Here is a 23,788-nt window from a genome sequence, read left to right on the forward strand (position 1 = left end):
TAGTAAGGTACGTTCCACGGGCTGCGAGCGGGCTGACCCCGCGTTACCGGGGCCGGCCGCTGATATCAGATGAGGAATCGATGAGCGAACTCGCCAAGGTGCCGGCGCGGCGCGCCGTCAGATCGGCTGACCGCGGTCGGCCGGCGGACGGAGCAGCGGTTTCGAACCGGCGAGGCAACCGGTTGCCCCGCGACGAGCGGCGCGGCCAATTGCTCATCGTGGCCAGCGACGTGTTCGTCGACCGCGGCTACCACGCGGCGGGTATGGACGAGATCGCCGACCGCGCAGGCGTTAGCAAACCCGTTCTGTATCAGCACTTTTCGAGCAAGCTCGAGCTGTACCTCGCGGTGCTGGCGCGACACGTGCACAACCTGGTCTCGGGCGTTCAGAACGCGCTGAGCACCACCACCGACAACCGGCGCCGACTGCACTCCGCGGTGCAGGCGTTCTTCGATTTCATCGAGCACGACAGCCAGGGCTACCGGCTGATCTTCGAGAACGACTACGTCACCGAACCCGAGGTGGCCGCCCAGGTTCGCGTGGCCACCGAATCCTGCATCGACGCCGTGTTCGCATTGATCAGCGAGGATTCCGGTCTGGACCCGCACCGGGCCCGGATGATCGCCGTCGGTCTGGTCGGCATCAGCGTCGACTGCGCCAGGTATTGGCTGGACTCCGACCGTCCGATTTCCAAGGCGGACGCCGTCGACGGCACCGTTCAATTCGCCTGGGGCGGGCTGTCACACGTGCCGCTCACGCGCTCCTGAACTTCACCTGCCTGCGTGCTTGCCGGACTCGGCGCTGATCCCGAAGCCCACCCGGCGCGCGTCGGCGACGCCGATCTCGACGTAGGCGATCCTGGCGGTGTGAATCAGGAAGCGGCGGCCCCGTTCGTCGCTCAGGCGCAGCAGACCCGACCCGTCGCTGAGGGCGGCGCTGACCAGTTCTTCGACCTCGGCGGGGGTCTGGGTGCTGGCAAGGACCAGCTCGCGCGGACTATCCGTGATACCGATCTTGACCTCCACGGTCACCCCTTCCATGGGTCTTGCGGCCTTGCGCAGGGTATTGAAGTCCCGGCCCTGTCAGCAGCAGGCTAGTGGACGCCGCTGAACCCCACCTCGCCGCGTCCCCACACTTCGCGGTCAGCGAAACCTTGGTCGCGGCCCGGTAACGATTCGCTTGCAGGTTGTCTCGGGCACCCGCGCTATACCCGATCCGTGTTTTCACATCGCTAACTTCGGCACCATGGGTACCACGTGGGCGCACCTTGACGACAGGATCCGGGATTACCCCGACGACGAGCTTGACGATGCTTGCGACACCGATCCCCACCTGAACGCCGACTACAACTGGACGGGCTGGCCGGTCGAGTCTCGCTGGCGCCCGGCCACGGCGGTGCTGGGCGCGGTGGTCGCCCTGGGCGCCATCGCCACCGCGGTCATCATCAACAGCGGCGACAGCGCGTCCACCAAGGCCACCGTTGGTGCACCGGCTCCCCACCCGGTGACCTCGGCACCCTCGACGACGAAGGCATCGGTGGCGCCCAGCGCCGCCCCGCGCCCGACCCAGTTGCCGCCCGAGACGGTCACGACGGTCACCACGCCCAGCGCCGCGCCCATCGCGCCGCCGGCGATGGCGGCGCCCACCGTTGCGCCCCCGCTCGCGGCGGCACCACCGCAGGCCGCGCTGAACCCGCGGACCATCCTGTACAGCGTGAATGGAACGAAGCAGCTGCTGGACCTGGTGAACATCGTCTACACCGACGCGCGGGGCGTACCGCAGACCGAGTTCAACGTGTCGCTGCCGTGGTCCAAGGTGGTCGTGCTGAACCCTGGCGTGGAGACCAAATCCGTCGTCGCGACCAGCTTCTACGGCCGACTCAACTGCTCGGTCTTCAACGCCGCCGGACAGCGGATCATCGCGTCCACCACCTCGAACATGGCGACCTGCGCAGGCTGAGCCCCGGCTGCGTCAGCTCAGGCCCAGTTCGTGCATGCGCCGCTCGTGCGTCTGCTGCATCCGGTCGAAGAAAGCGTTGAGCTGGCCCAGCCCACCGGCGCCCGACATCACCAGGTCGACCAGCTCGTCGTGGTCGGCCAGCAGGTACTGGGCCTGGGTGATCGCTTCCCCGAACAGCCGGCGGGACCACAGCGCCAGCCGGCTGCGTTGCTTGCCGCTGGACGTCACCGCGGCGCGCACCTCGGCGACGACGAACTGCGAGTGCCCGGTCTCCGAGAGGGTCGCGCGAACCACGTCGGCGACCTCGTCGGGCAGACCGTGGGCGATCTCGAGGTACAGATCGGCCGCCAGGGCGTCGCCCACATAGGTCTTGACCAAGGCCTCGAGCCACGTGCTTGGCATCGTCAGCCGGTGGTAGTTCTCGAGCGCCGAGACGTACTTGGACATCGCCGACACGACGTCGACGCCTCGGCTTTCCAGCGCGTCGCGCAGCTGCTCGTAGTGCTGCATCTCGGCGGCGGCCATGCTCGCCATGGATATCCGTCCGCGCAGGTCGGGGGCCATCCGCGCCTCGTCGGTGAGCCGGTAGAACGCGGCGATCTCGCCGTAGGCCAAGACCGCGAACAGCTCGTTGACACCCGGGTGATCGGCCGACAGCCGCCGGGCGGCCGAATCGTCGATTTGGTCGGCGTCCAGATCGGCTTGGGAGGGCTCGCATGAGGGCCGGGTCATGGCAACACTGTAGTCGGCTGACTTAGCGCGAAATGGGAACCAGCTGTCGACCAGCTATCATGTAGGTAGATGGCGGCTGTATTCATGCCGTAATTGTTTTTCAAGCCGCTATCGGCGAAATGTGCGTGCACAGCTGGCCCGCCCTAACGGGGCCATCCCAGACTGAGCCAGGGCCGGCGACTCGGCGACGAAATCGGAGTCGGAACTCGTGCGCGCGTGACCGCGACAGAGAAACACCGACACAAACCGATACGTCACCGAGAGGCTACTTACCCACGCATGACCACACTCACCAGCACAACTGAACTCGCCCCCCAACCAACATTCGCGCAAATCGGCGTCCGCGACGAGATCGTGCGCGCGCTCGCCGAAAAGGGGATCGAAACCCCTTTTGCCATCCAAGAACTGACCCTGCCGATGGCGCTCGCCGGCGACGACCTGATCGGCCAGGCCCGCACCGGTATGGGCAAGACCTTCGCCTTCGGCGTGCCGCTGCTGCAGCGCATCACCGCCGGCACCGCGACACGCCCCCTCAACGGCACGCCGCGGGCCCTGATCGTGGTCCCCACCCGCGAGCTGTGCCTGCAGGTCACCGATGACCTGACGCTGGCGGCCAAGTACCTGTCCGCCGATAAGGACGATGCCGGCCGGGACAGGGCGCTGTCCGTCGTCCCCATCTACGGCGGGCGCCCCTACGAGCCGCAGATCGAGGCGCTGCGCGCCGGCGCCGACGTCGTGGTGGGCACGCCGGGCCGGCTGCTCGACCTGAGCCAGCAGAACCACCTGCAACTGGGCGGGTTGTCGGTGCTGGTGCTCGACGAGGCCGACGAGATGCTCGACCTGGGCTTCCTGCCCGACATCGAGCGCATCCTGCGTCAGATCCCGACCGACCGGCAGTCCATGCTGTTCTCGGCGACCATGCCGGACCCGATCATCACGCTGGCCCGCACCTTCATGAACCAGCCCACCCACATCCGGGCGGAGGCGCCGCACTCGGCGGCCACCCACGACACCACCGTCCAGTACGTCTACCGGGCCCACGCCCTGGACAAGGTGGAGCTGGTCAGCCGGGTGCTGCAGGCCGAGGGCCGCGGCGCGACGATGATCTTCACCCGCACCAAGCGCACCGCGCAGAAGGTGGCCGACGAGCTGGCCGAGCGCGGCTTCGCGGTGGGCGCGGTGCACGGTGACCTGGGCCAGGCGGCCCGCGAGAAGGCGCTCAAGGCCTTCCGGACCGGCGACATCAACGTGCTGGTCGCCACCGACGTCGCCGCCCGCGGCATCGACATCGACGACATCACCCACGTCATCAACTACCAGATCCCCGAGGACGAGCAGGCCTACGTGCACCGCATCGGCCGTACGGGCCGCGCCGGTAAGACCGGTATCGCGGTCACCCTGGTGGACTGGGACGAGCTACCCCGCTGGTCGATGATCGACAAAGCGCTGGGTCTGGACTGCCCCGAGCCCGCCGAGACCTATTCCAATTCGCCGCACCTCCACGCCGAGCTGGGCATCCCCGCCGAAGCCCGCGGCACGGTGGGCGCGGCCCGCAAGCCGCAAAGTCAGCGCCGCGGCGGCGACCGGGACGGCAAGAAGCCGGAGCAGAAGTCGGAGAGGCCCGCGCGCCGTTCCGGCACCCGGCGGCGCACCCGTGGCGGCCAGCCCGTCAGCGCGCACCCGTCGGGCAACGGCACCGCGAGCCCCAACGGCGACGCCACCCCGGAAACCCCGGTCGCCTCGCCCCCGGGTAACGCCGGCTCCACCCGGCGCCGCCGTCGGCGCCGCAAGCCCGCCGACGGGCAAGCCGCCGCAGCGGCCGTGGCCGGCACGCAGAGCAACTAAAAGTCCCCGCCGACGCATGGTCAGACCCGAGCGCCGGACCAAAGGCGACATCATCGCCGCCGCGGCCATCGTGGTCGTGGTCGCCGCAGTCGCGGCGCTGATCTGGTGGAGCAGCGACGCCCGGGCCACCGTCAGCCGGCCCGCGGCCTTTCCCGCACCCAATCCGGCCCCGGCCCGTCAGGTGCCCGCCGTCCTCAAGCAGCTGTGGAGCGCCGCCAGCCCGGCTACCACCGCCCCAGTGGTAGCGGGCGGAGTGGTCGTCACCGCCGCGGGCCGCCAGATCGACGGGCGCGATCCCGACACCGGCCAGTCCCGCTGGAGCTACGCCCGCGACGCCGACCTGTGCGGGGTCACCTGGCTGTACCGCTACGCCGTCGGCGTCTATCGCGACGATCGCGGCTGTGGCCAGGTGAGCACGGTGGACGGCGCCACCGGTCGCCGCGGGCCCGCCCGCAGCGGTTACGCCGATCCGCGGGTGCGGCTCTCCTCCGACGGCATGACGGTGTTGTCGGTCGGCGACACGCGGCTGGAGCTGTGGCGTTCGGACATGGTCCGGATGCTGGCCTACGGCGAGTCCGATGCCCGGGTGAAACCGGCGACGCGCGGGCTGCACTCCGGCTGCAGGCTGATCTCGGCCGCGGCCAGTTCGCAGGCAGTGTCGGTGCTGGAGAGCTGCGCGAAGCAGGCCGACCTGCGGTTGGTGCTGTTGCGTCCGGGCAAGGACGACGACGAACCGCAGCAACACATCGTGGCCGAACCTGGGATCGCCCCGGATTCGGGCGCCCGGGTGCTGACCGTCGCGGAGAACACCACCGCGGTATACCTGCCCACACCACAGCCCCGCGTAGACGTGATCGACGAAACCGGCGCCACCGTGTCGAGCACCCCGCTGCCAAAACCGCCGTCGCGCTCGGCCGCGGTCTCGCACCCCGGCAGCCTGATCACCTGGTGGACCGGCGATTCGCTGATGGTCTTCGACACGAACACGTTGGCGCTGCGCTACACCATCGCCGCGGGCGACAAGACGCCGTTGGGGCCCGGGGTGATGATGGCGGGGCGGCTACTGGTGCCTCTCACCAACGCGATCGGGGTCTACGACCCGCTCAATGGCGCCAACGAACGCTACATTCCGGTGGACCGGTCGACGAGCGCCCCGCTGGCCGGAAAGCCGGTGTTCCCGGCCGTGATCGGCTCGCGACTGCTCGAGCAGCGCGGCGACACCCTGGTCGCGCTGGGGTAGCTAAACCTCGACGGCGAACGTCGGCAGCGGCTTGCCGCTCTTCCAGTGCTTGAGCAACGCCGCCGCCAGGTCGCCGTAGGCCGCCGCCCCCTTGTTCTTGCGGCCGGCCATCACCGACGAGCCCGAGGCGCTGGCCTCGGCGAATCGCACGGTGCGCGGAATCGGCGGGGCCAGCACCGGCAGGTTGTACCGGTCGGCGACGTCGGCCAGGACGTCGCGGGTGTGGGTGGTACGCGAGTCGTACAGCGTCGGCAGGGCGCCGAGCAGGCGCAGCTCCGGGTTGGTGATCTGCTGGACGTCGGAGACCGTGCGCAGGAACTGGCCGACCCCGCGGTGCGCGAGCGTCTCGCACTGCAGCGGCACGATGACCTCGTCGGCGGCCGTCAGCCCGTTGAGGGTGAGCACGCCCAGCGACGGCGGGCAGTCGATGATCACCACGTCGAATTCGTCGCCGAGTTTGGCCAGCGCGCGCTTGAGCGCATATTCGCGGCCGGCCCGCATCAGCAGCATCGCTTCGGCGCCGGCCAGGTCGATGTTGGCCGGCAGCAGCGTCATTCCCTCCGCCGTCTCGACCAGCGCGGCGTTGGGCTCGACCTCGCCGAGCAGCACCTCGTGCACGGAGACCGGTAGTTTGTCCGGGTCTTGGCCCAGCGAGAAGGTCAGGCAGCCCTGCGGATCGAGGTCGACCAGCAGTACCCGCTTGTTATCGTCCAGCATCGCCGCACCCAGCGACGCGACAGTGGTCGTCTTGGCGACACCACCCTTTTGGTTGGCCACCGCCAATACCCGGGTCTTAGCAGCCATAGGCCCGGCTCTCCCCTCTGCGAAATCGCCATGCGCTCAACAACGCCCATCCTGGCACGTTCGCTCGCCGTGCGCTGCGGCCGACGGGCCCGGCATGTCGTCCGGCAGAATCAATTGCTATGGGCTTGCACAACCACCGCCTGATGCTGCTGCGCCACGGCGAGACCGAGTGGTCGAAGTCGGGTCAGCACACGGGACGCACGGACCTCGAACTCACCGACACCGGCCGCGTCCAGGCCGAGCTGGCCGGCCGCGTCCTGCGTGAACTGGACCTTGTCGACCCGTTGGTGGTCAGCAGCCCGCGCATCCGTGCCCTGACCACAGCCAAGCTGGCGGTACTCAGCGTCGACGAGGTCTCCCCCCTGCTCGCGGAATGGGATTACGGATCCTACGAGGGGCTGACGACTCCGCAGATCCAAGAATCGGTGCCCGATTGGATGGTCTGGACGCACGGCTGCCCCGACGGCGAGAGCGTGGCGCAGGTCAGCGACCGCGCGGATCAAGCTGTCGCCTTTGCGTTGCAACACATGAGCTCGCGCGACGTGGTGTTCGTGGGGCACAGCCACTTCTCCCGTTCGGTGATCACCCGCTGGGTGGAGCTGCCCCTCGTCGAGGGCAGCCGCTTCTGGATGCTGGCCGGCTCCATCGCCGTCTGTGGATTCGAGCATGGCGTGCGGCAGCTGCGCGCGCTCGGATTGACCAATCAGCCACAGGCGATCAAACCCGGGTGAGCGGCGAAGGCGAGGCTGCGCGCCGCGCGGCGCGATCAGGAGTCGAGCAGCTGAACAGCGAACCGCCGTTCGCGCTGTGCGGGCCGACCGGGACCCTGATCGCCGATGGGGTGCGGCGACGCTACGGTGAGTTGGCCGCGGCGCAGGCCGCGCTGCGCTCGGGCGAAGCACCGATCGTGTTGGGGGCCTTGCCTTTCGACGTCACCAGACCGGCAGCGTTGTCGACGCCGGAGACGGTGAACGCCACGGGCGGGCCCCCGGACTGGCCGCAAGACGGCCTGCCGCCGGTGCGAGTCGCCGAAGCCGTGCCGCCACCGGTCGAATACCGGGAACGGATCCGCCGAGCCTGTGCGCAGCTCGCCGCCGCCCACAACCCGCTGGAAAAGGTGGTTCTGGCCCGCGCCCTGCGGCTCGTTGCCGACACCCCGCTGGATGCGCGGGTGATCCTGCGCCGGCTCATCGCCGCCGACCCGGCGGCCTACGGCTACCTGGTGGACCTGAGCGCCGCCGGGGACGAATACTCGGGCACCGCCCTGGTGGGCGCCAGTCCCGAGCTGTTGGTCGCGCGCAGCGGCGACCGCGTCGAGTGCCGGCCGTTCGCCGGGTCGGCCCCGCGTGCCGCCGACCCGCAGACCGACGCCGCCAACGGCGCCGCGCTGGCCGCCTCGGCCAAGAATCGTCATGAGCACCGGCTGGTCATCGAGACCATCAGGGCCGCGCTGCAGCCGTTGTGCGACGACCTGACGATTGCCGCCGAACCGCGGCTGAGCACCACCGCCACGGTGTGGCATCTGTGCACACCGATCACCGGCCGCTTGCGTGACACCTCAAGCACCGCAATCGATCTGGCGTTGGCGCTGCACCCCACCCCGGCGGTCGGTGGGGTGCCGACGAAGGCCGCGGCCGAGCTGATCACCGAATTGGAAGGCGACCGCGGGTTCTACGCCGGGGCGGTGGGCTGGTGCGACGCCCGCGGCGACGGGCGCTGGGTGGTGGCGCTGCGCTGCGCCCAGCTGTCGGCCGACCGGCGCGGCGCGCTGGCCCGGGCCGGCGGCGGTATCGTCGCCGAGTCCGACCCCGACGAGGAAGTCGCCGAAACGACAACGAAATTCCGCACGATCCTCAATGCCCTCGGAGTTGAACAATGAGCCGGCACGTCCGTCGCGCCACGCCGCAAGACGCCGCCGCGATCACCGAAATGATCCACGCGCTGGCCGAATTCGAGCATGCCGCCGATCAGTGCACGGTGACCGAAACACAGATCACGGCAGCGCTTTTCGGCGAGGCGCCGACGGTGCACGGGCATGTCGCCGAGGTGGACGGCGAGATCGCCGCGATGGCGCTGTGGTTCGTCAACTTCTCCACCTGGGACGGCGTGGCGGGCATCTACCTGGAAGACCTGTTCGTACGTCCGGAATTCCGCCGGCGCGGGTTGGCCCGGGCGCTGTTGGCGGCGTTGGCGTCCGAGTGCCTACAACGGGGCTACACCCGGCTGTCCTGGGCGGTGCTGAACTGGAACGCCGACGCCATCACGCTCTACGACGGGATCGGCGGGGAGCCGCAGAACGAATGGACGACCTACCGGCTGTCCGGGGCGTCGTTGGCCGGCTTGGCGGAATCACCCTGATCGCCGGCGGCCCAGCGCACCGCGGCCGGACTGAACAGCAATCCCAGCACGATCAGCGCCACCACGCCCGCCGGAATCCCGAAGCCCGGTTGATGTGATCCGACCGCGAGGTACCACGCCACCGGCAGCAACAGCAGCTGGGTGATGACGGCCAGCCCGCGGCCCCAGCGCTTGCCGAGGATCAGCGCGCGGCCCGCGGCGATCACCCCCGCGCCGACCAGTACGAACCAGCCCGCCGTCGCCAGGCCGTTGACCACCTGCTGATCGGCTCCCGCAATGCCGCGCACCACCAACACGACCGCCACGATCAACGCCGCAATCCCCTGCAGCACAACGATCAGGCCGGCGCGGCGAACGGGGGCCGGGGCGGCGGGCGGAGTCACAGCGTCAGCGTAGTCAGGGCGGCCTCCCGCTCCCCGGCGGTTCCCCCACAGCCGCTCCTTAACCGGCCCGCCTAAGCTCGTGCCTCATGCGGGCCGTGCTGATCGTCAACCCCACAGCCACTTCCACCACCCCAGCCGGTCGCGATCTGCTGGCCCACGCTCTCAAGAGCCGCCTGCAGCTCTCTGTCGAACACACCAATCACCGTGGTCACGGCACCGAGCTCGCGCAGAAGGCCGTCGCCGACGGTATCGATCTGGTGGTCGTGCATGGCGGCGACGGCACGGTGAGCGGGGTGGTCAACGGCTTGCTCGGCAGGCCGGGGCCGCTGCCGAGCGGACCGGTACCTGCGGTTGCGGTGGTACCCGGCGGTTCGGCGAACGTGCTCGCGCGGTCTCTGGGCATCTCCGCGGATCCGGTCGCGGCCACCAATCAGCTCATCCAGTTGCTCGACGACTACCAGAGGCGCCGCACCTGGCGGCGGATCGGCCTGATCGACTGCGGCGAGCGCTGGGCGGTGTTCAACACGGGCATGGGCGTCGACGCCGAGGTGGTGGCCGCGGTCGAGGCCGAGCGGGACAAGGGCGGCAAGGTTTCTGCGTGGCGCTACATCCGCGCGGCGGTGCCCGCCGTGTGGGCTTACACGCGCCGCGAACCGATGCTGACGCTGGAACTTCCCGGCCGCGATCCCATTACCGGGGTCAGCTTCGCGTTCGTGTCGAATTCCAGCCCGTGGACCTTCGCCAACGAACGGCCGGTGTGGACCAATCCCGGCTGCAGCTTCGAGTCAGGCCTGGGGGTGTTCGCGCCCACCACCATGAAGACGATCCCCACCCTGCGAATAGTGCGGCAGATGCTCGCCAAACGACCCACGTTCGACTTCAAGCACCTCATCACCGAAGACGACCTGCCCTGCGTGCGAGTTACCTCGACCGCAGGCGCGGTGGCGTGCCAGTTCGACGGTGACTACCTCGGCGGGCGCGAAACCATGACGTTCAAAGCGGTCCCAGACGCGCTGGCGGTGGTCGCGCCTCCTCAGCAGAAATGGCGCTGAACTGGGGGTATGACGCACCCCATGCGGCGCGCGAGGAGAAATTTCACCGGAGCGCCCGTGGAGTGTAGTACAACGGAGTGAGAGCTTGGCTACGAGTTGATCAAAGTGAGATAGCCCACGAGCGAACTCACGCTATTGACATCTGTTGAGCCTGTGAAACGATCAAAAGGTTGCATGCAGAAACTACGTAGGAGTCCGGACTCCTTTTCTTCTGCACGCGTAAAACAGCCGAAGAAAATGGCCGTGCGCCTTGCTGCGCACTCAGTAAGGAGTAAAGACGTATGGATTGGCGCCACAAGGCGGTCTGTCGTGACGAAGACCCGGAGCTGTTCTTCCCGGTAGGGAACAGCGGCCCGGCGCTCGCGCAGATCGCTGACGCGAAACTGGTCTGTAATCGGTGTCCGGTGACCACAGAGTGCCTCGGTTGGGCCCTGAACACTGGCCAGGACTCGGGCGTCTGGGGCGGCATGAGCGAAGACGAGCGGCGCGCACTGAAGCGTCGCAACGCCCGGACGAAGGCCCGCAGCGGGGTTTAGCCCACATAACGCAAATAGTGCGGCCTCGACGAAAGTCGGGGCCGCACCTTTGCGTGTGGCGCGGTGCGACGCAGGTGCCTACAGCAGCAAACGGGTTCGCCGGCCGATCGGTACCCGCAGCACCACGTCGGTGCCGCGGGCGGGCGCGTCACGCATGCCCAGGGTGCCGTCCAACTCGGCCGACACCAGCGTCCGCACGATCTGCAGGCCGAGGCTGTCGGAGGTCTCCAGGCTGAATCCCTTCGGCAGTCCGCGGCCGTCGTCGTGCACCACGACGTCGAGCCAGCGCGCGGATCGCTCGGCGCGGATCGTCACCGAGCCCTCTTCGGCCGCCGGGTCAAAGGCGTGTTCGATCGCGTTCTGGACCAGTTCGGTGATCACCATGATCAGGGCGGTGGCCCGGTCGGAGTCCAGCACACCGAGGTCGCCGACGCGGTTGATGCGGATCGGCCGGTCTACCGACGCCACGTCGTTCATGATCGGCAGGATCCGGTCGATCACCTCGTCGAGGTTGACCTGCTCGTCCACCGACATCGACAGCGCGTCGTGCACCAGCGCGATTGACGACACCCGGCGCACCGACTCGATCAGTGCCTCCCGCCCCTCCGCGTTGACGGTCCGGCGGGCCTGCAGCCGCAACAGCGCCGCCACGGTTTGCAGGTTGTTCTTCACCCGGTGGTGGATCTCCCGGATGGTGGCGTCCTTGGAAATCAGGGCCCGGTCGCGGCGCTTGACCTCCGTGACGTCGCGGATCAGCACGGCCGCACCCGCGCTAGCTCCGTCGACCATCAACGGCAGCGTGCGCAGCAGCACCGTGGCTCCCCCGGCGTCGACCTCCATGCGCATGCTGCGCCCGCCGGCCACCAGATCGCGTACGTGTTCGGCCACCTCCTGTGCCTCGAACGGGTCGGAGATCAACGGGCGCGTGACCTCGATGAGGTTGCGCCCCTCCAGCTCGGTGGTCAGGCCCATCCGGTGGTAGGCCGACAGCGCGTTGGGACTGGCATATGCGACGACGCCGTGCACGTCGAGGCGGATGAAGCCATCGCCCGCCCGCGGGGTCGAGCGCGACATCACCACGTCCCCCACGTCAGGGAAAGTCCCCTCGGCGAGCATCTGGACCAGATCGGTGGCGCAGTCCCGGTAGGCGATCTCCAGCTGACCGGACGTGCGGTCGGCGGCCAGCGCGGTCTGATGGTGGGTGAGCACGGCCACCACCTTGCCGCCGTAGCGCACCGGAGACGCCTCGACGTGGGTGCCCGGTAACCACGAATCCTCAGGCCCCGCAACGTCGTTGCGCTTGGCGGTGCCCGACGCGAAGGTCTCGGCCACGAGAGTCAACCGGTCCGACCCGACCGCGGTGCCGACCGCGTCGGTCTGCAACGCCGTGGGCGCCGTGTTCGGCCGGCACTGCGCCACACAAACCAGCACGCCGTCGTCGCGCCGCACCCACATCAGGTAGTCGGCGAACGACAGGTCGGCCAGAAGCTGCCACTCCCCGACCACGGCGTGCAGGTGGTCCACCGCGTTGCCCGGCAGCATGGTGTGTTCGGCGAGCAGATCACCGAGAGTTGACATCGCTTACTCCCCGGGTGTTCCCGGCGGCTGGTCGAAGGGGCCTGACGGCTAGCTGATCACCGCGATGAGGTCGCCCGCCTGAATCACGTCGCCCACCGACACGCTGACCTTGCTGACGGTGCCGCCCACTTCGGCCAGGACGGGGATCTCCATCTTCATCGACTCCAGCAGCACCACGATGTCGCCTTTGCCGATCTGGTCACCCTCGTTCACAACGACTTCGAGCACGCTGGCCACGATCTCGGCACGCACATCCTCCGCCATCTTCACCCCACTCGTCTCGGCCCTCGTGCAGGCTGGCTGCTGGTCATCACGGTTCAATCCGGCCCATCAGGCTCGGATACATCGAACCACAGGGCCACTCGGCATTGCGGCGCACGGGGCCCGGAGTGGCGCCACGAGGGTGAAGACACTGCATGGGACGTCTCGTGAGAGAATGGCCGTCAAGCCAACGGGCGCCGGGCGCCTAGTTTGACAGCAATCACGGAGGTTTTCACCATGGCCAAACGGGGCCGTAAGAAGCGCGACCGCAAGCACAGCAAGGCCAACCACGGAAAGCGCCCCAACTCCTGACGGGGGCTACTGCGTACCCCGGATGATCGTGGTGCGCCGGATCTCGAGCCGGAGCCGCTCGCGCAGCCCCTCGGGGGCCTTCTCGCCCCGGCATTTGGTGGCGATCAACGCCTTGATTCGCTCTTCGAGGCCGTAGTGCTTGAAGCAGCCGGGGCACGCCTCGAGGTGGCGGCGCAGCTGCTCGCGGGTGTCCGGGCCGCATTCACCGTCGAGCAGCAGCCAGACCTGGCGGATGACCTCCGCGCAGCCGACGCTGCCGTGTGACTCGTCGTTGGGGCAGGCGTCGGGCGAGGCACCGCCCTGGCCAGAGAACTCGCTCATGACGACACCTCCTCGTGTGTCTGCTGACCGCGGTTGAAGCCGCGCTCCTTGGCAACGTCGGCCAACAGGCCACGCAGCTGCCGTCGGCCGCGGTGCAGCCGTGACATTACCGTTCCGATCGGCGTATCCATGATCTCGGCGATTTCCTTGTACGGGAAGCCTTCGACATCGGCGTAATAGACCGCCATCCGGAATTCCTCCGGCAAAGCCGCCAGCGCATCCTTGATCTCCGAGTCCGGGAGCGCCTCCAGGGCCTCCACCTCTGCCGAACGCAGCCCGGTGGACGAGTGCTCGGCGTTGGAGGCCAGCTGCCAGTCGGTGATCTCCTCGGTCGGATACTCCGCGGGTTGGCGCTGCTTCTTGCGATAGCTGTTGATGTAGGTGTTGGTCAGAATGCGGTACAGCCACGCCTTGAGATTGGTGCCGGCCCGGAACGAGCGGAATCCCGCATAGGCCTTGACCATGGTCTCTTGCAGCAGATCTTCGGCGTCGGCGGGATTGCGCGTCATGCGCAGCGCGCCGCCATAGAGCTGGTCCAGCAGGGGTATCGCGTCGCGCTCGAACCGCGCCGTCAGTTCCGCGTCCGTCTCTTCGGGCGCCGCGGGCTCGAACACCTCGGGCCCCGTCGCGCCATCGCGGCCATCTTCAGAATCGGCCATGTCGATCAACCCGGTCCCTTCTGCGGCGGTGTTGCCGGAGAGCACCAAAAGCGCCACCGGACTCGCAAGGAAGCCAGCCAACCGCTCCTCGCCTAACAGGCTCGTCGCCGTTGACACCACGCTGCTCCTCCAATCTAAAGGCTGACCCCGACACCGTCCGTCCGGGTCCGCTCCACCGCATATGAAACCGACTGGATCAACGCCGCGCGCGACCTCGCTATTTCCGCAGCGCGCTGTGGCCGGACGCCGGCCCTGGCCACCCGGATCGGGCCCCCAGCCGGGGGGCTCGGGCGTGGCGTTAGTGTGACGCCATGTCCCACGCCAAGTCTCTGCAAGGCAAGACCATGTTCATCTCCGGCGCCAGCCGCGGCATCGGCCTGGCGATCGCCAAGCGCGCCGCAGCCGACGGCGCCAACATCGCGCTCATCGCCAAGACGGCCGAGCCGCACCCGAAGCTACCGGGAACGGTGTTCACGGCGGCCAAAGAACTCGAGGAAGCCGGGGGGCAGGCCCTGCCGATCGTCGGGGACGTCCGCGACCCGGAATCGGTCGAGGCGGCCGTAGCCAAGACCGTCGAGCAGTTCGGCGGCATCGACATCTGCGTCAACAATGCGTCGGCGATCAACCTGGGATCCATCTCCGAGGTGCCGATGAAGCGGTTCGACCTGATGAACGGCATCCAGGTGCGCGGCACGTACGCGGTCTCGCAAGCGTGCCTGCCCCACATGAAGGGCCGGGAGAACCCGCACATCCTGACGCTGTCCCCGCCGGTGCTGCTGGGCCAGGAGTGGCTGAAGCCGACCGCCTACATGATGGCCAAGTTCGGTATGACGTTGTGCGCGTTGGGTATCGCGCAGGAGATGCGCGAGGAGGGCATCGCGTCCAACACGCTGTGGCCGCGCACGCTGGTGGCCACCGCCGCGGTGCAGAACCTGCTCGGCGGCGACGAGGCGATGGGACGCGCCCGCAAGCCGGAGATCTACTCCGACGCCGCCTACGTCATCCTCAACAAGCCGTCGAAGGAGTTCACCGGCAACATGCTGTTGTGCGAGGACGTGCTGGTGGAGTCCGGCGTCACCGACCTGTCGACCTACGACTGCATTCCCGGCTCGAAGCTGGGCGTCGATTTCTGGGTGGACGGCGTGAACCCGCCGGGGTACACAGGCCCCTAGCTGCTCGTGACCGCCACGCCGGGCATTGCCGCGTTGGTGAAAGCCGGTGTGCGGCATGAAGTCCTGACCTTCGATCACGATCGGCGGGAGCAGTCGTTCGGCGCGGAGGCGGTCAAAGCGCTCACCGAGGCCGCCGGCATCGAATCCGGACAGGTCTACAAGACGCTGATCATCACCGTCCCCGGCGGGCTGGCGGTCGCGATCGTGCCGGCGATCGGCCGGCTCTCGCTGAAGGCGGCCGCCGCCGCGCTGGGAGTCGCCAAGGCAGCCATGGCCGACGCTTCGGTGGCCGAGCGGACCACCGGGTACGTGCTCGGCGCGGTGTCGCCGTTCGGTCAGCGCAAGGCGCTGCCGACCGTCGTCGATTCCAGCGCGCTGGCGTGGGATCGGGTGTTCTGCAGTGCCGGTCGCCGGGGCTGGGAGGTCGCGGTGGCGCCCCAGGATCTGATCCGCCTCACCGGCGCGGTCACCGCCGACATCAGCAGAACGTGACGACGACCTTGTCCGCGACCCCGGGGTGTGGTCGCTATTCGCGTTAGACCGTCAGGTATCCGCCGTCGACGGCGATGGTGGTGCCGGTGATGTAGGAGGCGGCGTCGGTACACAAGAACAGCGCCGCGCCGGCGCAGTCCCGGGGTGTACCCGGCCTGCCCAGAGGGGTGTGGAAGCCGATCTCGACGTCCATCACCTCAGGAATTCCCATGGCCGGCTGCGTCATTCGGGTGTCGATGAACCCGGGCGCGATGGCGTTGACCCGGATCCCGTCGTCGGCCCACCGGCGAGACAGGTTCATGGTCAGGGCGATCAGGCCCATCTTCGACGAGGCATAGCCGGGGACGAAGACCGCCGAGCGGAAAGCGGACATCGAGACCACGCTGACGACGCTCGCGCCGCCCAGCGCCTGGCTGGACTTGAGCCGTTCGTGACAGCGCATCGTCAGCCGCATCGGACCGAGCATGTTCTGTGCCACCGACGCGACGTAGCCATCCGGGTCGTATTCGTCGCCGGCGGGATAGGTGCCACCCGCGTTGTTGACCAGGATGTCCAGGTCCCCCAGCGAATCCGCCAGGGCGTCAACCGATTCGGCATCTTGGATCTGGCACTGCCGGTATGTGAACGCGCCCAGCTCCTTTTCGGGATAGTCCGCGGCAGACCCGCGGGTGCCGGTCACCGTGACGGTGGCCCCGGCTTCGGCGAAGCCGGTGGCGATGGCGTTGCCGATGCCGTTGGTACCGCCGGTCACCAGCACGTGGGCGCCGGTGAAGTCGAAGTTGACGGTGTTCATTCGGTCGTCCTCAATTGAGGTCGCCTGCTCCGAAGCGCTCCCGATGAATCGTCAGCCCGTCGCAGCGAAGGTACCGACCGCGCTGTTGGACAAGCTACGTTCAGCGTCGGCGTGCGGTTCCCGAGGCCGCCTCGCGGTCGTCAGAGCGATCACCGACGTTTCAACAACGGGAACGCAGAAGTAGCACAGACCGGGTGCGGGTTCGGGAAAGCTGCACTCGGGGCAAAGATCTGGACAAAGCAATTCACTCGCCATGAGATCGATGGTCACGCCGACGGGTTCTCCGGCGCCACGTCGGCGAGCAAAAGGTATGGATGTGCCACAAAATCGTTGCTCAATCGATGTCAGGCGGTCCCAGCGGCACGAAGAGCCGGCACTGAAAACGGCAATGACGCACCCGACACACCGATTACGGTTTTGCGCCCGAAAGGCTTTTGTTGAGCGTTGCGGTAAAGCGGTGCTAAAGGATTTTCATCTGCTCGGGCTGCGGCTCGGCCGGCTGGAGCAACTGCGGACCGTTGTTGCGGACGTTGTTGACCAACGTCGACACCTCGCGCATCCGGATGCTGCGCACATCGGGTGTGCGGGCCAGCAGGTCCTCGTCGATCGCGGCGTCCGGGTCCAGCCACCGGTCCCAGTCGCGCTCGGGCACCACCAGCGGCATCCGATCGTGGATCTGTGCCAACTCCCCCGGCGCATCGGTGGTGATGATGGTGCAGCTCAACAGCGGCGAAGCATCCTTGACCGGTTTCCAGACCGACCACAGGCCCGCCATGAACAGCGGCTCCCCGTCTTCGGAGTACATGAAGAACGGCGTCTTGCGGGTCTTCTTGCCGGCCGCATCGTCGGAGTTGACCCGCCATTCGTAGTAGCCGTCCATCGGGATCAGGCAGCGCTTGGACTTGGCGCTGGTCCGGAAGGCGGGCGACGTGGTGACCTTGTCCGCGCGAGCGTTGATCAGCATCGGGCCCTTGGTGTCGGGGGCGCCGTCGGCACCGGCCTTGGCCCACGGCGGCACCAACCCCCAGCGCATCAGCCGCACCCGCCGCGTCGGCTGGTCGTCGGGCTCGGAATGCCGGCTGACGACGGTCGCGATGGTCGAGGTCGGCGCCACGTTGTAGTTGGGGGCGGTGGACCCGGCGTCGGCGCCGATCGCCTCGTCAATCGCCTTGATCTTCTCGGCCAGCAGGGCCGGATCGGTCGTTACCGCGAACCGTCCACACATACATTCCATGGTGGCAGAAACCGGCGACAGGCAATGATGGACCGATGAGTACGTGGACGGCCCCCGTGGCATCGCGGCCCGTGCGGGCGACCGTGACCGTTCCCGGTTCGAAGTCGCAGACCAACCGGGCCCTGGTGCTCGCAGGGCTGGCGGCCGCTCTGGGATCGGGGTCGCCGACCATCAGCGGAACGCTGCGCAGCCGGGACACCGACCTGATGATCGGGGCGCTGCGCACCCTGGGCTTGCGTGTCGATGGCGACGGGACCGAGCTCACCGTCAGCGGTCGGGTCGCGCCGGAGACTCCGGCGCAAGTCGATTGCGGCCTGGCCGGCACGGTGCTGCGATTCGTGCCGCCGCTGGCGGCCCTGGCCGAGTCGGCGGTGGAGTTCGACGGCGACGAGCAGGCCCGGGCACGGCCCATCGCGCCGCTGCTCGACGCGCTGCGCGGGCTCGGCGTCCGGATCGATGGCTCCGGTCTCCCGTTCCGGGTGCTGGGCGCAGGTTCGATCACCGGCGGCACGGTGGAAATCGATGCCTCGGCCTCTTCGCAGTTTGTCTCGGGTTTGCTGTTGAGCGGGGCCTCTTTCGCCGAGGGACTGACTGTGCGACACACCGGTGCGGCACTGCCGTCGGCGCCGCACATCGCGATGACGGTGGTGATGTTGCGGCAGGCCGGCGTCGACGTCGACGACTCCGAGCCCAACCGCTGGACGGTGCGCCCGGGGCCGGTCGCGGCGCGGCACTGGGAGGTCGAGCCCGATCTGACGAACGCCGTTCCGTTCATGTCGGCCGCGGTGGTCACCGGCGGCGCCGTGCGCATCACCGGCTGGCCGGCCGACAGCGTGCAGCCCGCCGAGGACATCTTGTCCGTGTTGGGCAAGCTGAACACCGTTGTCAACCATGACGATTCGTATCTCGAGGTGCGCGGCTCCGGGGAATACGGCGGTTTCGACGTCGACCTGCGCGCCGTTGGCGAGCTGACACCGTCGGTGGCCGCGCTGGCCGCGCTGGCGACGCCCGGATCGGTGTCCCGGCTCACCGGCATCGCTCACCTGCGCGGGCACGAGACCGATCGGCTCGCCGCGCTCAGCGCCGAGATCAACCGCCTCGGCGGCGATTGCGAGGAAACGGCCGACGGCCTGGTGATCACCGCGACGCCGCTGCGCGCCGGGACGTGGCACGCGTACGCCGACCACCGGATGGCGATGGCGGGCGCGATCGTCGGCTTGCGGGTGGACGGGGTCGAGGTGAGCGACATCGGCGCCACCAGCAAGACGCTGCCGGACTTTCCACAGCTGTGGGCCCGGATGCTGGAGCACGGCATGTGAGGCCGGGCGACTACGACGAGTCCGACGTCAAGATCCGGTCCGGCCGCGGCTCGCGACCGCGGACCAAGACTCGCCCCGAGCACGCCGACGCCGAGGCCGCGATGGTGGTCAGCGTCGACCGCGGCCGGTGGGGATGTGTGCTGGGCGGAGACGTCGATCGCCGGGTCACCGCCATGCGGGCCCGCGAACTGGGCCGCACCCCCATCGTGGTGGGCGACGACGTCGACGTGGTGGGCGATCTGTCCGGGCGACCGGATACGTTGGCCCGCATCGTGCGTCGCGGCGAACGCCGAACGGTGTTACGGCGCACCGCCGATGACACCGATCCGACCGAACGGGTGGTGGTCGCCAACGCCGACCAGCTGCTGATCGTGGTGGCGCTGGCCGACCCCCCGCCCCGCACCGGACTGGTGGACCGGACGCTGATCGCCGCCTATGCCGGCGGCCTCGCGCCGATCCTGTGCCTGACCAAGACCGACCTCGCCCCGCCCGAGCCGTTCGCGGAGCAGTTCGTCGACCTGGACCTGACGGTGATCGCCGCCGGCCGCGACGATCCCCTGCTCGCCGTGGCGGATTTGCTCGCGGGCAAGATCACCGTGCTGCTCGGGCATTCCGGCGTCGGCAAGTCCACGTTGGTCAACCGCCTGGTGCCCGACGCGGACCGCGCCGTCGGCGACGTGACCGACATCGGCAGGGGACGGCACACCTCGACGCAGTCGGTGGCGCTGCCGTTGACCGAGCCGCTGGGCACCACCGGCTGGGTGATCGACACGCCGGGCATCCGGTCCTTCGGGCTCGCACACATCCAGCCCGACGACGTGATGATGGCGTTTTCCGATTTGGCCGAGGCCATCGCGGATTGCCCGCGCGGCTGCGGGCACATGGGGCCGCCGGCCGATCCGGAGTGCGCCCTGGACACACTGACCGGGCCCGCCGTGCGCCGCGTCGCCGCGGCCCGCCGGCTGCTGGCCTCGCTCAACCAGACTTCTTAGCCAGTCGCATGCCGAGCTCGTCGGGCGGCACCGGATGCCCCTCGGTGCACCGGATTTCGACGCTCGCCTCCGCGCCGCAACCCAGATGGACCAGCCGCAGCCGGTTGCGGCCCGGCAGATGGCGCCTCCCCCACTCGAACATCGCCCACACCACCGGCATGAAAGCGATGCCGGCATCGGTGAGCACGTACTCGTCGCGGCTGCGTTGGCCGGGCTCCCGATAGGGCTGGCGCCGTAGCAGACCCAGCTCGACCAGTTCGCTCAGCCGCGCCGAGGTGGCGGCCTTGGTGATGCCCACCCGGCGGGCGAAGTCGTCGAATCGGGTGGTGCCGTAATAGGCCTCGCGCATGATCAGCATCGCGGACTTGGTTCCGACGACCGCCATCGTCTTCTCGATCGCGCACTCGCCCACCGCCGACCAGGTGTCGCGGTCGGCGAGCGGTCCTTGCAGCAGTGTCATCTAAATCACCTCCGCGCCTGGGTTGCTTTAAGCATACCGAGGTGTTTATCTGGGTACAGCGATCTATACCTAGATCAAACCGGGACTCGAGGAGGAGTCATGAACCGCGACGCCGTCATCGTCGGAGCCGTCCGCACCCCGATAGGCAAGGGCAAGGCCAGTGGCGCGCTGCATGACGTGCTGCCCGCAGATCTGCTGGCGCACAGCCTGCGCGAGCTGGTGGCGCGCACCGGGGTCGATCCGGCGCAAGTCGACGATGTCATCGCCGGCGCGGTCACCCAGGTCGGCGACCAGACGGCCAACATCGCCCGTAATGCCCTGCTGGGCGCGGGTTTCCCGGAGTCGGTCCCCGGCGTCACGATCGACCGGCAATGCGGCAGCAGCCAGCAGGCCATCAGCTTCGCGGCCCAGGGTGTGATCGCCGGCGCCTACGACCTGGTCATCGCCGGTGGCGTGGAGTCGATGAGCCGCGTCCCGATGGGCACCCAGGTCCTGCCGGGCAGCAACCCGATGGGTGAGGACATGACCCGGCGCTACCCCGACGGACTGGTGCCGCAGGGCATCAGCGCCGAACTGATCGCCGCGAAGTGGGGCTTCTCGCGCGCGCAGCTCGACGAGTTCTCCGCGGGCAGCCACGAGAAGGCCGCCCGCGCCACCAAGGAAGGCCTGTTCGACAACGAGCTCATTCCGATCGCCGGCCTGGCCACCGACGAGATCATCCGGCCCGGCACGACGGTCGACACGCTGGCCGGGTTGCAGCCGGCGTTCTACAGCGACGCAGCCAACGCCCGCTTCCCACAGATCAATTGGGAGATCACGCCCGGCAATTCGTCGCCGCTGTCCGATGGCAGTGCGGCGGTGTTGATCACCAGCAGCGAGGTCGCCGGCAGACTGGGCCTGCGTCCGCTGGCCCGGATCCACACCACCACCGTGGTGGGCTCCGACCCGCTGTACATGCTGACCGGCGTGATTCCGGCCACCGAGAAGGTGTTACGGCGGGCCGGGCTGACACTCGCCGACATCGACCTGTTCGAGGTGAACGAGGCGTTCGCGCCCGTCGTGCTGGCCTGGGCCAAGGACACCGGCGCGGATCTGGCCAAGACCAACGTCAACGGTGGTGCGATCGCGATCGGTCACCCGTTGGGCGCCAGCGGCGCTCGGCTGATGACGACTCTGGTCAACGCGCTCGAACAGCGCGGCGGACGGTACGCCTTACAGACGATGTGTGAGGGCGGCGGCATGGCCAACGCCACCATCATCGAGCGGTTGGGCTAGTCCGATGACCGAGATCGAATTCACCGGGGTCCGGGTGCGCTACGACAGCTCCAGGAGCTACGACGAACTGCGCGCCGCGTTGCTCGCCGACATCGGCGAGCAACCGGTGCCGATCAACGACATCGCGGCGACCCCCGGCGACTGGAAGTCATATCAAGAGCGCATCGAACCACTGGTGGGGCCAAGCGGATTCATGTTGTTCGGCGTCGTCGACCACGGGGCGTGGATCCCCAAGGCCGGCATCGACCGCAAGGCGCTGCGGGTGATTCTCGGCAACCCGTTGATCGCGATCACGATGCTGCGCCACGACGTCAAGGCGGGATTGTTCGCCCCGGTCGAGCTGCTGATCGCCGACGAGGGCGCCGGCAGCAGCCTGACCTACGTCAAGCCGTCGTCGCTGATGGTGTTCGAGCCCAACCCCGAGTTGCTCAGCGCCGCACAGGGGCTCGACGCGAAGCTGGCGGCGCTGGCCGCCAAGGTGACCGGAGGCTGCTGAAGCTGCCCAGTTACGTTGTGGCGCTGGGTGCATACTGCTCGCCCAGCGGACCGCAGCGGATGTCGAAACGCTCGCGGACCGTGTCGAGGACACGGCGCTGGCGCTCGCGTTCCCGGCGATGCGTGAGCATGAAGCGCGCCAGGCCGGGCAGGCGGCGCGGCAGCGGGTACCAGTTATCGAAATCGAGTCCGTTTTCGCTGAATATGTGCCTGGGGACGTTGTCGTAGATCAGGCCGAGGTTGTGCTGGACGAGCGCGAACAGCACGTACGGAAAAGCCAACGGCGTCTTCTGCCTCAGGCCCATCCAGTCGACTTCGTAGAGCGGGAGCTCACCCAGCTTGTCCAGGAACAGCAGGTGGCCCAGGAAGTACCCGATGAACGCGGGCAAGTGCAGTACGGCCGACCGCACGTTGATGGAAACGACTGCGCCACTGGGCGAAACGTAGGGCTCGTAGGGGTACTCGTCGGGGAATTTGACGTATCCCGTGCAGTTGACGACCCAGCTGCCTGGTTCGATCGCCTTCGTCGACCCGCTCCGGAACACCAACTCGGTCGTGTCATTGCGATCGACGGCATCCTCGAAATAGTCCATGACGACATCGTTCAACCCCGCCGAGATCGTGCGGTTCTCGGCCTGCGACAACACTCCCAACACAAAGTTGTCCGCCTGCGGGGTCAGGAACGTGCCATGGGTGGCCCGGTACCAATTTTGGACGTCTGACTCATTCGTGCCGTCGTAGCGGCGACTCAATTGTGTGGCGAGGTTGCTCGTCGGTGTGCCCTTCCACCACCGCCGAGTGCCGCTCGGAAACAGATCGTCGCGACAGGAGAAGAATGTTCCGCGGCCGGCGACGAGGTTGACCTCGCGGCCGGGGTGCGTGGAGATCAAAGCATGCGCGGTGTCCATCGCGGTTTTTCCGCCGCCGATGATCCACACCGGCGCATCGCTCTCGCTGATCTCGCCCGACCGGACGTCACAGTAGTCGGGCGACACCGAATGGACACGTGTGCTGGAGATGGCGAGCGGTTCGTTAGGCGTGATTCCCAGGCCATAGGCTTTGATCAATCGCTTGGCCTCGACGGCGAGCATCCGGCCGTCGGCAGCCCTGGCGGTGACCCGCACGATTCCGTTCGCTTCTTCCTCCGACTCGAAGTCCCAGCCGAAGTATTCGTCCACCTGCACGCGTTCCCTTATCACGTCCATGCAGTGCTGAAAATGGTCGAGCACTTCGCCTTTGGTCGCCAAGTAGGAGGGGTCCTTGCCGATGGTCCACGCGATGTTGCCCGCCGTGAACATCGGGTGCGGTTGGTGCAGGCGCACATACGGGTACACATCGACCCACATGCCGCCGACGCGCGGCCGACGATCGATCAGGATCACCTTCTTGTCCCGCGACAGGTATCGGCTCGCGGCGAACAGGGCATTCAGCCCGGCGATGCCTGCTCCAACGATGCAAACGTCACAGGTTTCTACCGGTGGGGGCTGAGACGCGGACATCGGACCACCTTTCCTTG

28 protein-coding genes are annotated in these 23,788 nt (G+C 68.1%); 16 read left to right on the plus strand and 12 right to left on the minus strand.

Translation table 11 applies throughout. The features are described from left to right. Positions 1-80: 80 nt before the first annotated feature. Positions 81-767 (plus strand): HTH-type transcriptional activator FasR, encoded by a 687-nt coding sequence (gene fasR, locus AC5Y4H_RS14890; protein WP_067128143.1) that lies wholly within the window; start codon positions 81-83, stop codon positions 765-767. A gap of 3 nt (positions 768-770) precedes the next feature. On the opposite strand, the gene AC5Y4H_RS14895 is transcribed toward fasR, so the two are convergent. Beyond that, on the minus strand, positions 771-1,025 hold the full coding sequence (locus tag AC5Y4H_RS14895) for a DUF3107 domain-containing protein (RefSeq protein ID WP_499982909.1): 255 nt from the start codon (positions 1,023-1,025) through the stop codon (positions 771-773). 220 nt (positions 1,026-1,245) lie between these two features. Here AC5Y4H_RS14895 and AC5Y4H_RS14900 point away from each other — a divergent pair, with 220 nt between their 5' ends. Continuing rightward, entirely contained in the window at positions 1,246-1,959 is a 714-nt protein-coding gene (locus AC5Y4H_RS14900) for an MmpS family transport accessory protein (RefSeq protein WP_499982910.1), read from the plus strand. A gap of 12 nt (positions 1,960-1,971) precedes the next feature. Here the strand turns inward: AC5Y4H_RS14900 and AC5Y4H_RS14905 are convergent, their stop codons facing one another. After that, complete coding sequence (locus tag AC5Y4H_RS14905) at positions 1,972-2,691, minus strand: ferritin-like fold-containing protein (protein WP_499982912.1); 720 nt, start codon at positions 2,689-2,691, stop codon at positions 1,972-1,974. A 279-nt stretch (positions 2,692-2,970) separates the two neighbouring features. Between AC5Y4H_RS14905 and AC5Y4H_RS14910 the strand changes: the two genes are divergently transcribed. Continuing rightward, on the plus strand, positions 2,971-4,536 hold the full coding sequence (locus tag AC5Y4H_RS14910) for a DEAD/DEAH box helicase (protein ID WP_499982914.1): 1,566 nt from the start codon (positions 2,971-2,973) through the stop codon (positions 4,534-4,536). A gap of 16 nt (positions 4,537-4,552) precedes the next feature. Continuing rightward, entirely contained in the window at positions 4,553-5,776 is a 1,224-nt protein-coding gene (locus tag AC5Y4H_RS14915) for an Rv3212 family protein (RefSeq protein ID WP_499982917.1), read from the plus strand. On the opposite strand, the gene AC5Y4H_RS14920 is transcribed toward AC5Y4H_RS14915, so the two are convergent. Further along, entirely contained in the window at positions 5,777-6,580 is an 804-nt protein-coding gene (locus tag AC5Y4H_RS14920) for a ParA family protein (RefSeq protein WP_499982920.1), read from the minus strand. Positions 6,581-6,699: 119 nt separating this feature from the next. On the opposite strand from AC5Y4H_RS14920, the gene AC5Y4H_RS14925 reads away from it, so the two are divergent. From AC5Y4H_RS14925 to AC5Y4H_RS14935, 3 genes are read left to right on the plus strand one after another with little or no spacing between them, the layout of a single operon-like run. Beyond that, positions 6,700-7,311 carry an acid phosphatase gene (locus tag AC5Y4H_RS14925; RefSeq protein ID WP_499982924.1) on the plus strand — a complete coding sequence of 204 codons (612 nt, stop codon included), beginning with the start codon at positions 6,700-6,702 and terminating at the stop codon, positions 7,309-7,311. A gap of 50 nt (positions 7,312-7,361) precedes the next feature. Continuing rightward, on the plus strand, positions 7,362-8,459 hold the full coding sequence (locus tag AC5Y4H_RS14930) for an isochorismate synthase (protein WP_499983046.1): 1,098 nt from the start codon (positions 7,362-7,364) through the stop codon (positions 8,457-8,459). Further along, a complete protein-coding gene (locus AC5Y4H_RS14935; protein ID WP_499982925.1) occupies positions 8,456-8,938 on the plus strand; it encodes a GNAT family N-acetyltransferase in 483 nt (160 codons plus the stop codon). The genes AC5Y4H_RS14930 and AC5Y4H_RS14935 overlap by 4 nt, the downstream gene beginning before the upstream one ends. Here AC5Y4H_RS14935 and AC5Y4H_RS14940 read toward each other — a convergent pair. Beyond that, the gene (locus AC5Y4H_RS14940; protein ID WP_499982928.1) at positions 8,890-9,321 is read right to left on the minus strand and encodes a hypothetical protein; all 432 of its coding nucleotides are present in this window, start codon (positions 9,319-9,321) and stop codon (positions 8,890-8,892) included. The two genes, AC5Y4H_RS14935 and AC5Y4H_RS14940, sit on opposite strands and share 49 nt — an antisense overlap. An 86-nt stretch (positions 9,322-9,407) precedes the next feature. Here AC5Y4H_RS14940 and AC5Y4H_RS14945 point away from each other — a divergent pair, with 86 nt between their 5' ends. Both AC5Y4H_RS14945 and whiB1 read left to right on the plus strand, forming a co-directional pair. Next, a complete protein-coding gene (locus tag AC5Y4H_RS14945; RefSeq protein ID WP_499982930.1) occupies positions 9,408-10,373 on the plus strand; it encodes a diacylglycerol/lipid kinase family protein in 966 nt (321 codons plus the stop codon). A 281-nt stretch (positions 10,374-10,654) separates the two neighbouring features. Next, positions 10,655-10,909 carry a transcriptional regulator WhiB1 gene (gene whiB1, locus AC5Y4H_RS14950; protein ID WP_003874607.1) on the plus strand — a complete coding sequence of 85 codons (255 nt, stop codon included), beginning with the start codon at positions 10,655-10,657 and terminating at the stop codon, positions 10,907-10,909. 78 nt (positions 10,910-10,987) lie between these two features. Here the strand turns inward: whiB1 and AC5Y4H_RS14955 are convergent, their stop codons facing one another. Together AC5Y4H_RS14955 and AC5Y4H_RS14960 are read right to left on the minus strand one after the other, a co-directional pair. Then, positions 10,988-12,487, minus strand: a complete 1,500-nt coding sequence (locus AC5Y4H_RS14955; protein ID WP_499982931.1) for a sensor histidine kinase — start codon at positions 12,485-12,487, stop codon at positions 10,988-10,990. Positions 12,488-12,535: 48 nt separating this feature from the next. Further along, positions 12,536-12,751 carry a biotin/lipoyl-binding carrier protein gene (locus AC5Y4H_RS14960; protein ID WP_007773063.1) on the minus strand — a complete coding sequence of 72 codons (216 nt, stop codon included), beginning with the start codon at positions 12,749-12,751 and terminating at the stop codon, positions 12,536-12,538. Between the two features lie 234 nt (positions 12,752-12,985). Here AC5Y4H_RS14960 and AC5Y4H_RS14965 point away from each other — a divergent pair, with 234 nt between their 5' ends. Beyond that, a complete protein-coding gene (locus AC5Y4H_RS14965; protein WP_085976515.1) occupies positions 12,986-13,060 on the plus strand; it encodes a 50S ribosomal protein bL37 in 75 nt (24 codons plus the stop codon). A gap of 6 nt (positions 13,061-13,066) precedes the next feature. Here the strand turns inward: AC5Y4H_RS14965 and rsrA are convergent, their stop codons facing one another. Beyond that, positions 13,067-13,381: a mycothiol system anti-sigma-R factor gene (rsrA, locus tag AC5Y4H_RS14970; RefSeq protein WP_499982933.1), complete on the minus strand. Its 315-nt coding sequence runs from the start codon at positions 13,379-13,381 to the stop codon at positions 13,067-13,069. Next, complete coding sequence (locus AC5Y4H_RS14975) at positions 13,378-14,040, minus strand: sigma-70 family RNA polymerase sigma factor (RefSeq protein ID WP_499983047.1); 663 nt, start codon at positions 14,038-14,040, stop codon at positions 13,378-13,380. The genes rsrA and AC5Y4H_RS14975 overlap by 4 nt, the downstream gene beginning before the upstream one ends. Before the next feature lie 311 nt (positions 14,041-14,351). On the opposite strand from AC5Y4H_RS14975, the gene AC5Y4H_RS14980 reads away from it, so the two are divergent. Together AC5Y4H_RS14980 and AC5Y4H_RS14985 are read left to right on the plus strand one after the other, a co-directional pair. Next, on the plus strand, positions 14,352-15,212 hold the full coding sequence (locus AC5Y4H_RS14980) for an SDR family oxidoreductase (protein WP_499982935.1): 861 nt from the start codon (positions 14,352-14,354) through the stop codon (positions 15,210-15,212). Positions 15,213-15,218: 6 nt separating this feature from the next. Continuing rightward, complete coding sequence (locus AC5Y4H_RS14985) at positions 15,219-15,704, plus strand: aminoacyl-tRNA deacylase (RefSeq protein WP_499982937.1); 486 nt, start codon at positions 15,219-15,221, stop codon at positions 15,702-15,704. A 43-nt stretch (positions 15,705-15,747) separates the two neighbouring features. Here the strand turns inward: AC5Y4H_RS14985 and AC5Y4H_RS14990 are convergent, their stop codons facing one another. Both AC5Y4H_RS14990 and AC5Y4H_RS14995 read right to left on the minus strand, forming a co-directional pair. Next, positions 15,748-16,497, minus strand: coding sequence for an SDR family NAD(P)-dependent oxidoreductase (locus AC5Y4H_RS14990; RefSeq protein WP_499982939.1), 750 nt, complete (start codon positions 16,495-16,497; stop codon positions 15,748-15,750). A 460-nt stretch (positions 16,498-16,957) separates the two neighbouring features. Then, positions 16,958-17,722 (minus strand): SOS response-associated peptidase, encoded by a 765-nt coding sequence (locus tag AC5Y4H_RS14995; protein WP_499982940.1) that lies wholly within the window; start codon positions 17,720-17,722, stop codon positions 16,958-16,960. Positions 17,723-17,766: 44 nt separating this feature from the next. Here AC5Y4H_RS14995 and aroA point away from each other — a divergent pair, with 44 nt between their 5' ends. Then, positions 17,767-19,050 (plus strand): 3-phosphoshikimate 1-carboxyvinyltransferase, encoded by a 1,284-nt coding sequence (gene aroA / locus AC5Y4H_RS15000; RefSeq protein WP_499982943.1) that lies wholly within the window; start codon positions 17,767-17,769, stop codon positions 19,048-19,050. Further along, complete coding sequence (gene rsgA / locus AC5Y4H_RS15005) at positions 19,047-20,042, plus strand: ribosome small subunit-dependent GTPase A (RefSeq protein WP_499982945.1); 996 nt, start codon at positions 19,047-19,049, stop codon at positions 20,040-20,042. The genes aroA and rsgA overlap by 4 nt, the downstream gene beginning before the upstream one ends. On the opposite strand, the gene AC5Y4H_RS15010 is transcribed toward rsgA, so the two are convergent. Continuing rightward, the gene (locus tag AC5Y4H_RS15010; protein WP_499982947.1) at positions 20,026-20,502 is read right to left on the minus strand and encodes a winged helix-turn-helix transcriptional regulator; all 477 of its coding nucleotides are present in this window, start codon (positions 20,500-20,502) and stop codon (positions 20,026-20,028) included. The genes rsgA and AC5Y4H_RS15010 overlap by 17 nt on opposite strands. A gap of 99 nt (positions 20,503-20,601) precedes the next feature. Between AC5Y4H_RS15010 and AC5Y4H_RS15015 the strand changes: the two genes are divergently transcribed. Continuing rightward, the gene (locus tag AC5Y4H_RS15015; protein WP_499982949.1) at positions 20,602-21,777 is read left to right on the plus strand and encodes a thiolase family protein; all 1,176 of its coding nucleotides are present in this window, start codon (positions 20,602-20,604) and stop codon (positions 21,775-21,777) included. A 4-nt stretch (positions 21,778-21,781) separates the two neighbouring features. Then, on the plus strand, positions 21,782-22,273 hold the full coding sequence (locus AC5Y4H_RS15020) for a DUF302 domain-containing protein (protein ID WP_499982950.1): 492 nt from the start codon (positions 21,782-21,784) through the stop codon (positions 22,271-22,273). Between the two features lie 10 nt (positions 22,274-22,283). Here AC5Y4H_RS15020 and AC5Y4H_RS15025 read toward each other — a convergent pair whose 3' ends face one another. Next, positions 22,284-23,771 (minus strand): FAD-dependent oxidoreductase, encoded by a 1,488-nt coding sequence (locus AC5Y4H_RS15025; RefSeq protein WP_499982952.1) that lies wholly within the window; start codon positions 23,769-23,771, stop codon positions 22,284-22,286. Positions 23,772-23,788: the final 17 nt, after the last annotated feature.

It is taken from the genome of Mycobacterium sp. NGS58, assembly GCF_059812385.1.

Bases quoted from the DNA above. Each gene is read 5' to 3' on its own strand.
- AC5Y4H_RS14925 (WP_499982924.1), top strand. From the start codon at position 6,700: ATGGGCTTGCACAACCACCGCCTGATGCTGCTGCGCCACGGCGAGACC.
- AC5Y4H_RS15015 (WP_499982949.1), top strand. From the start codon at position 20,602: ATGAACCGCGACGCCGTCATCGTCGGAGCCGTCCGCACCCCGATAGGC.
- AC5Y4H_RS15010 (WP_499982947.1), bottom strand. From the start codon at position 20,502: ATGACACTGCTGCAAGGACCGCTCGCCGACCGCGACACCTGGTCGGCG.
- AC5Y4H_RS14915 (WP_499982917.1), top strand. From the start codon at position 4,553: ATGGTCAGACCCGAGCGCCGGACCAAAGGCGACATCATCGCCGCCGCG.
- AC5Y4H_RS15020 (WP_499982950.1), top strand. From the start codon at position 21,782: ATGACCGAGATCGAATTCACCGGGGTCCGGGTGCGCTACGACAGCTCC.
- aroA (WP_499982943.1), top strand. From the start codon at position 17,767: ATGAGTACGTGGACGGCCCCCGTGGCATCGCGGCCCGTGCGGGCGACC.
- AC5Y4H_RS14910 (WP_499982914.1), top strand. From the start codon at position 2,971: ATGACCACACTCACCAGCACAACTGAACTCGCCCCCCAACCAACATTC.
- AC5Y4H_RS14995 (WP_499982940.1), bottom strand. From the start codon at position 17,722: ATGTGTGGACGGTTCGCGGTAACGACCGATCCGGCCCTGCTGGCCGAG.
- AC5Y4H_RS14905 (WP_499982912.1), bottom strand. From the start codon at position 2,691: ATGACCCGGCCCTCATGCGAGCCCTCCCAAGCCGATCTGGACGCCGAC.
- AC5Y4H_RS14960 (WP_007773063.1), bottom strand. From the start codon at position 12,751: ATGGCGGAGGATGTGCGTGCCGAGATCGTGGCCAGCGTGCTCGAAGTC.
- AC5Y4H_RS14955 (WP_499982931.1), bottom strand. From the start codon at position 12,487: ATGTCAACTCTCGGTGATCTGCTCGCCGAACACACCATGCTGCCGGGC.
- AC5Y4H_RS14975 (WP_499983047.1), bottom strand. From the start codon at position 14,040: ATGGCCGATTCTGAAGATGGCCGCGATGGCGCGACGGGGCCCGAGGTG.
- AC5Y4H_RS14990 (WP_499982939.1), bottom strand. From the start codon at position 16,497: ATGAACACCGTCAACTTCGACTTCACCGGCGCCCACGTGCTGGTGACC.
- AC5Y4H_RS15025 (WP_499982952.1), bottom strand. From the start codon at position 23,771: ATGTCCGCGTCTCAGCCCCCACCGGTAGAAACCTGTGACGTTTGCATC.
- AC5Y4H_RS14900 (WP_499982910.1), top strand. From the start codon at position 1,246: ATGGGTACCACGTGGGCGCACCTTGACGACAGGATCCGGGATTACCCC.
- AC5Y4H_RS14920 (WP_499982920.1), bottom strand. From the start codon at position 6,580: ATGGCTGCTAAGACCCGGGTATTGGCGGTGGCCAACCAAAAGGGTGGT.
- AC5Y4H_RS14980 (WP_499982935.1), top strand. From the start codon at position 14,352: ATGTCCCACGCCAAGTCTCTGCAAGGCAAGACCATGTTCATCTCCGGC.
- rsrA (WP_499982933.1), bottom strand. From the start codon at position 13,381: ATGAGCGAGTTCTCTGGCCAGGGCGGTGCCTCGCCCGACGCCTGCCCC.
- AC5Y4H_RS14945 (WP_499982930.1), top strand. From the start codon at position 9,408: ATGCGGGCCGTGCTGATCGTCAACCCCACAGCCACTTCCACCACCCCA.
- whiB1 (WP_003874607.1), top strand. From the start codon at position 10,655: ATGGATTGGCGCCACAAGGCGGTCTGTCGTGACGAAGACCCGGAGCTG.
- fasR (WP_067128143.1), top strand. From the start codon at position 81: ATGAGCGAACTCGCCAAGGTGCCGGCGCGGCGCGCCGTCAGATCGGCT.
- AC5Y4H_RS14935 (WP_499982925.1), top strand. From the start codon at position 8,456: ATGAGCCGGCACGTCCGTCGCGCCACGCCGCAAGACGCCGCCGCGATC.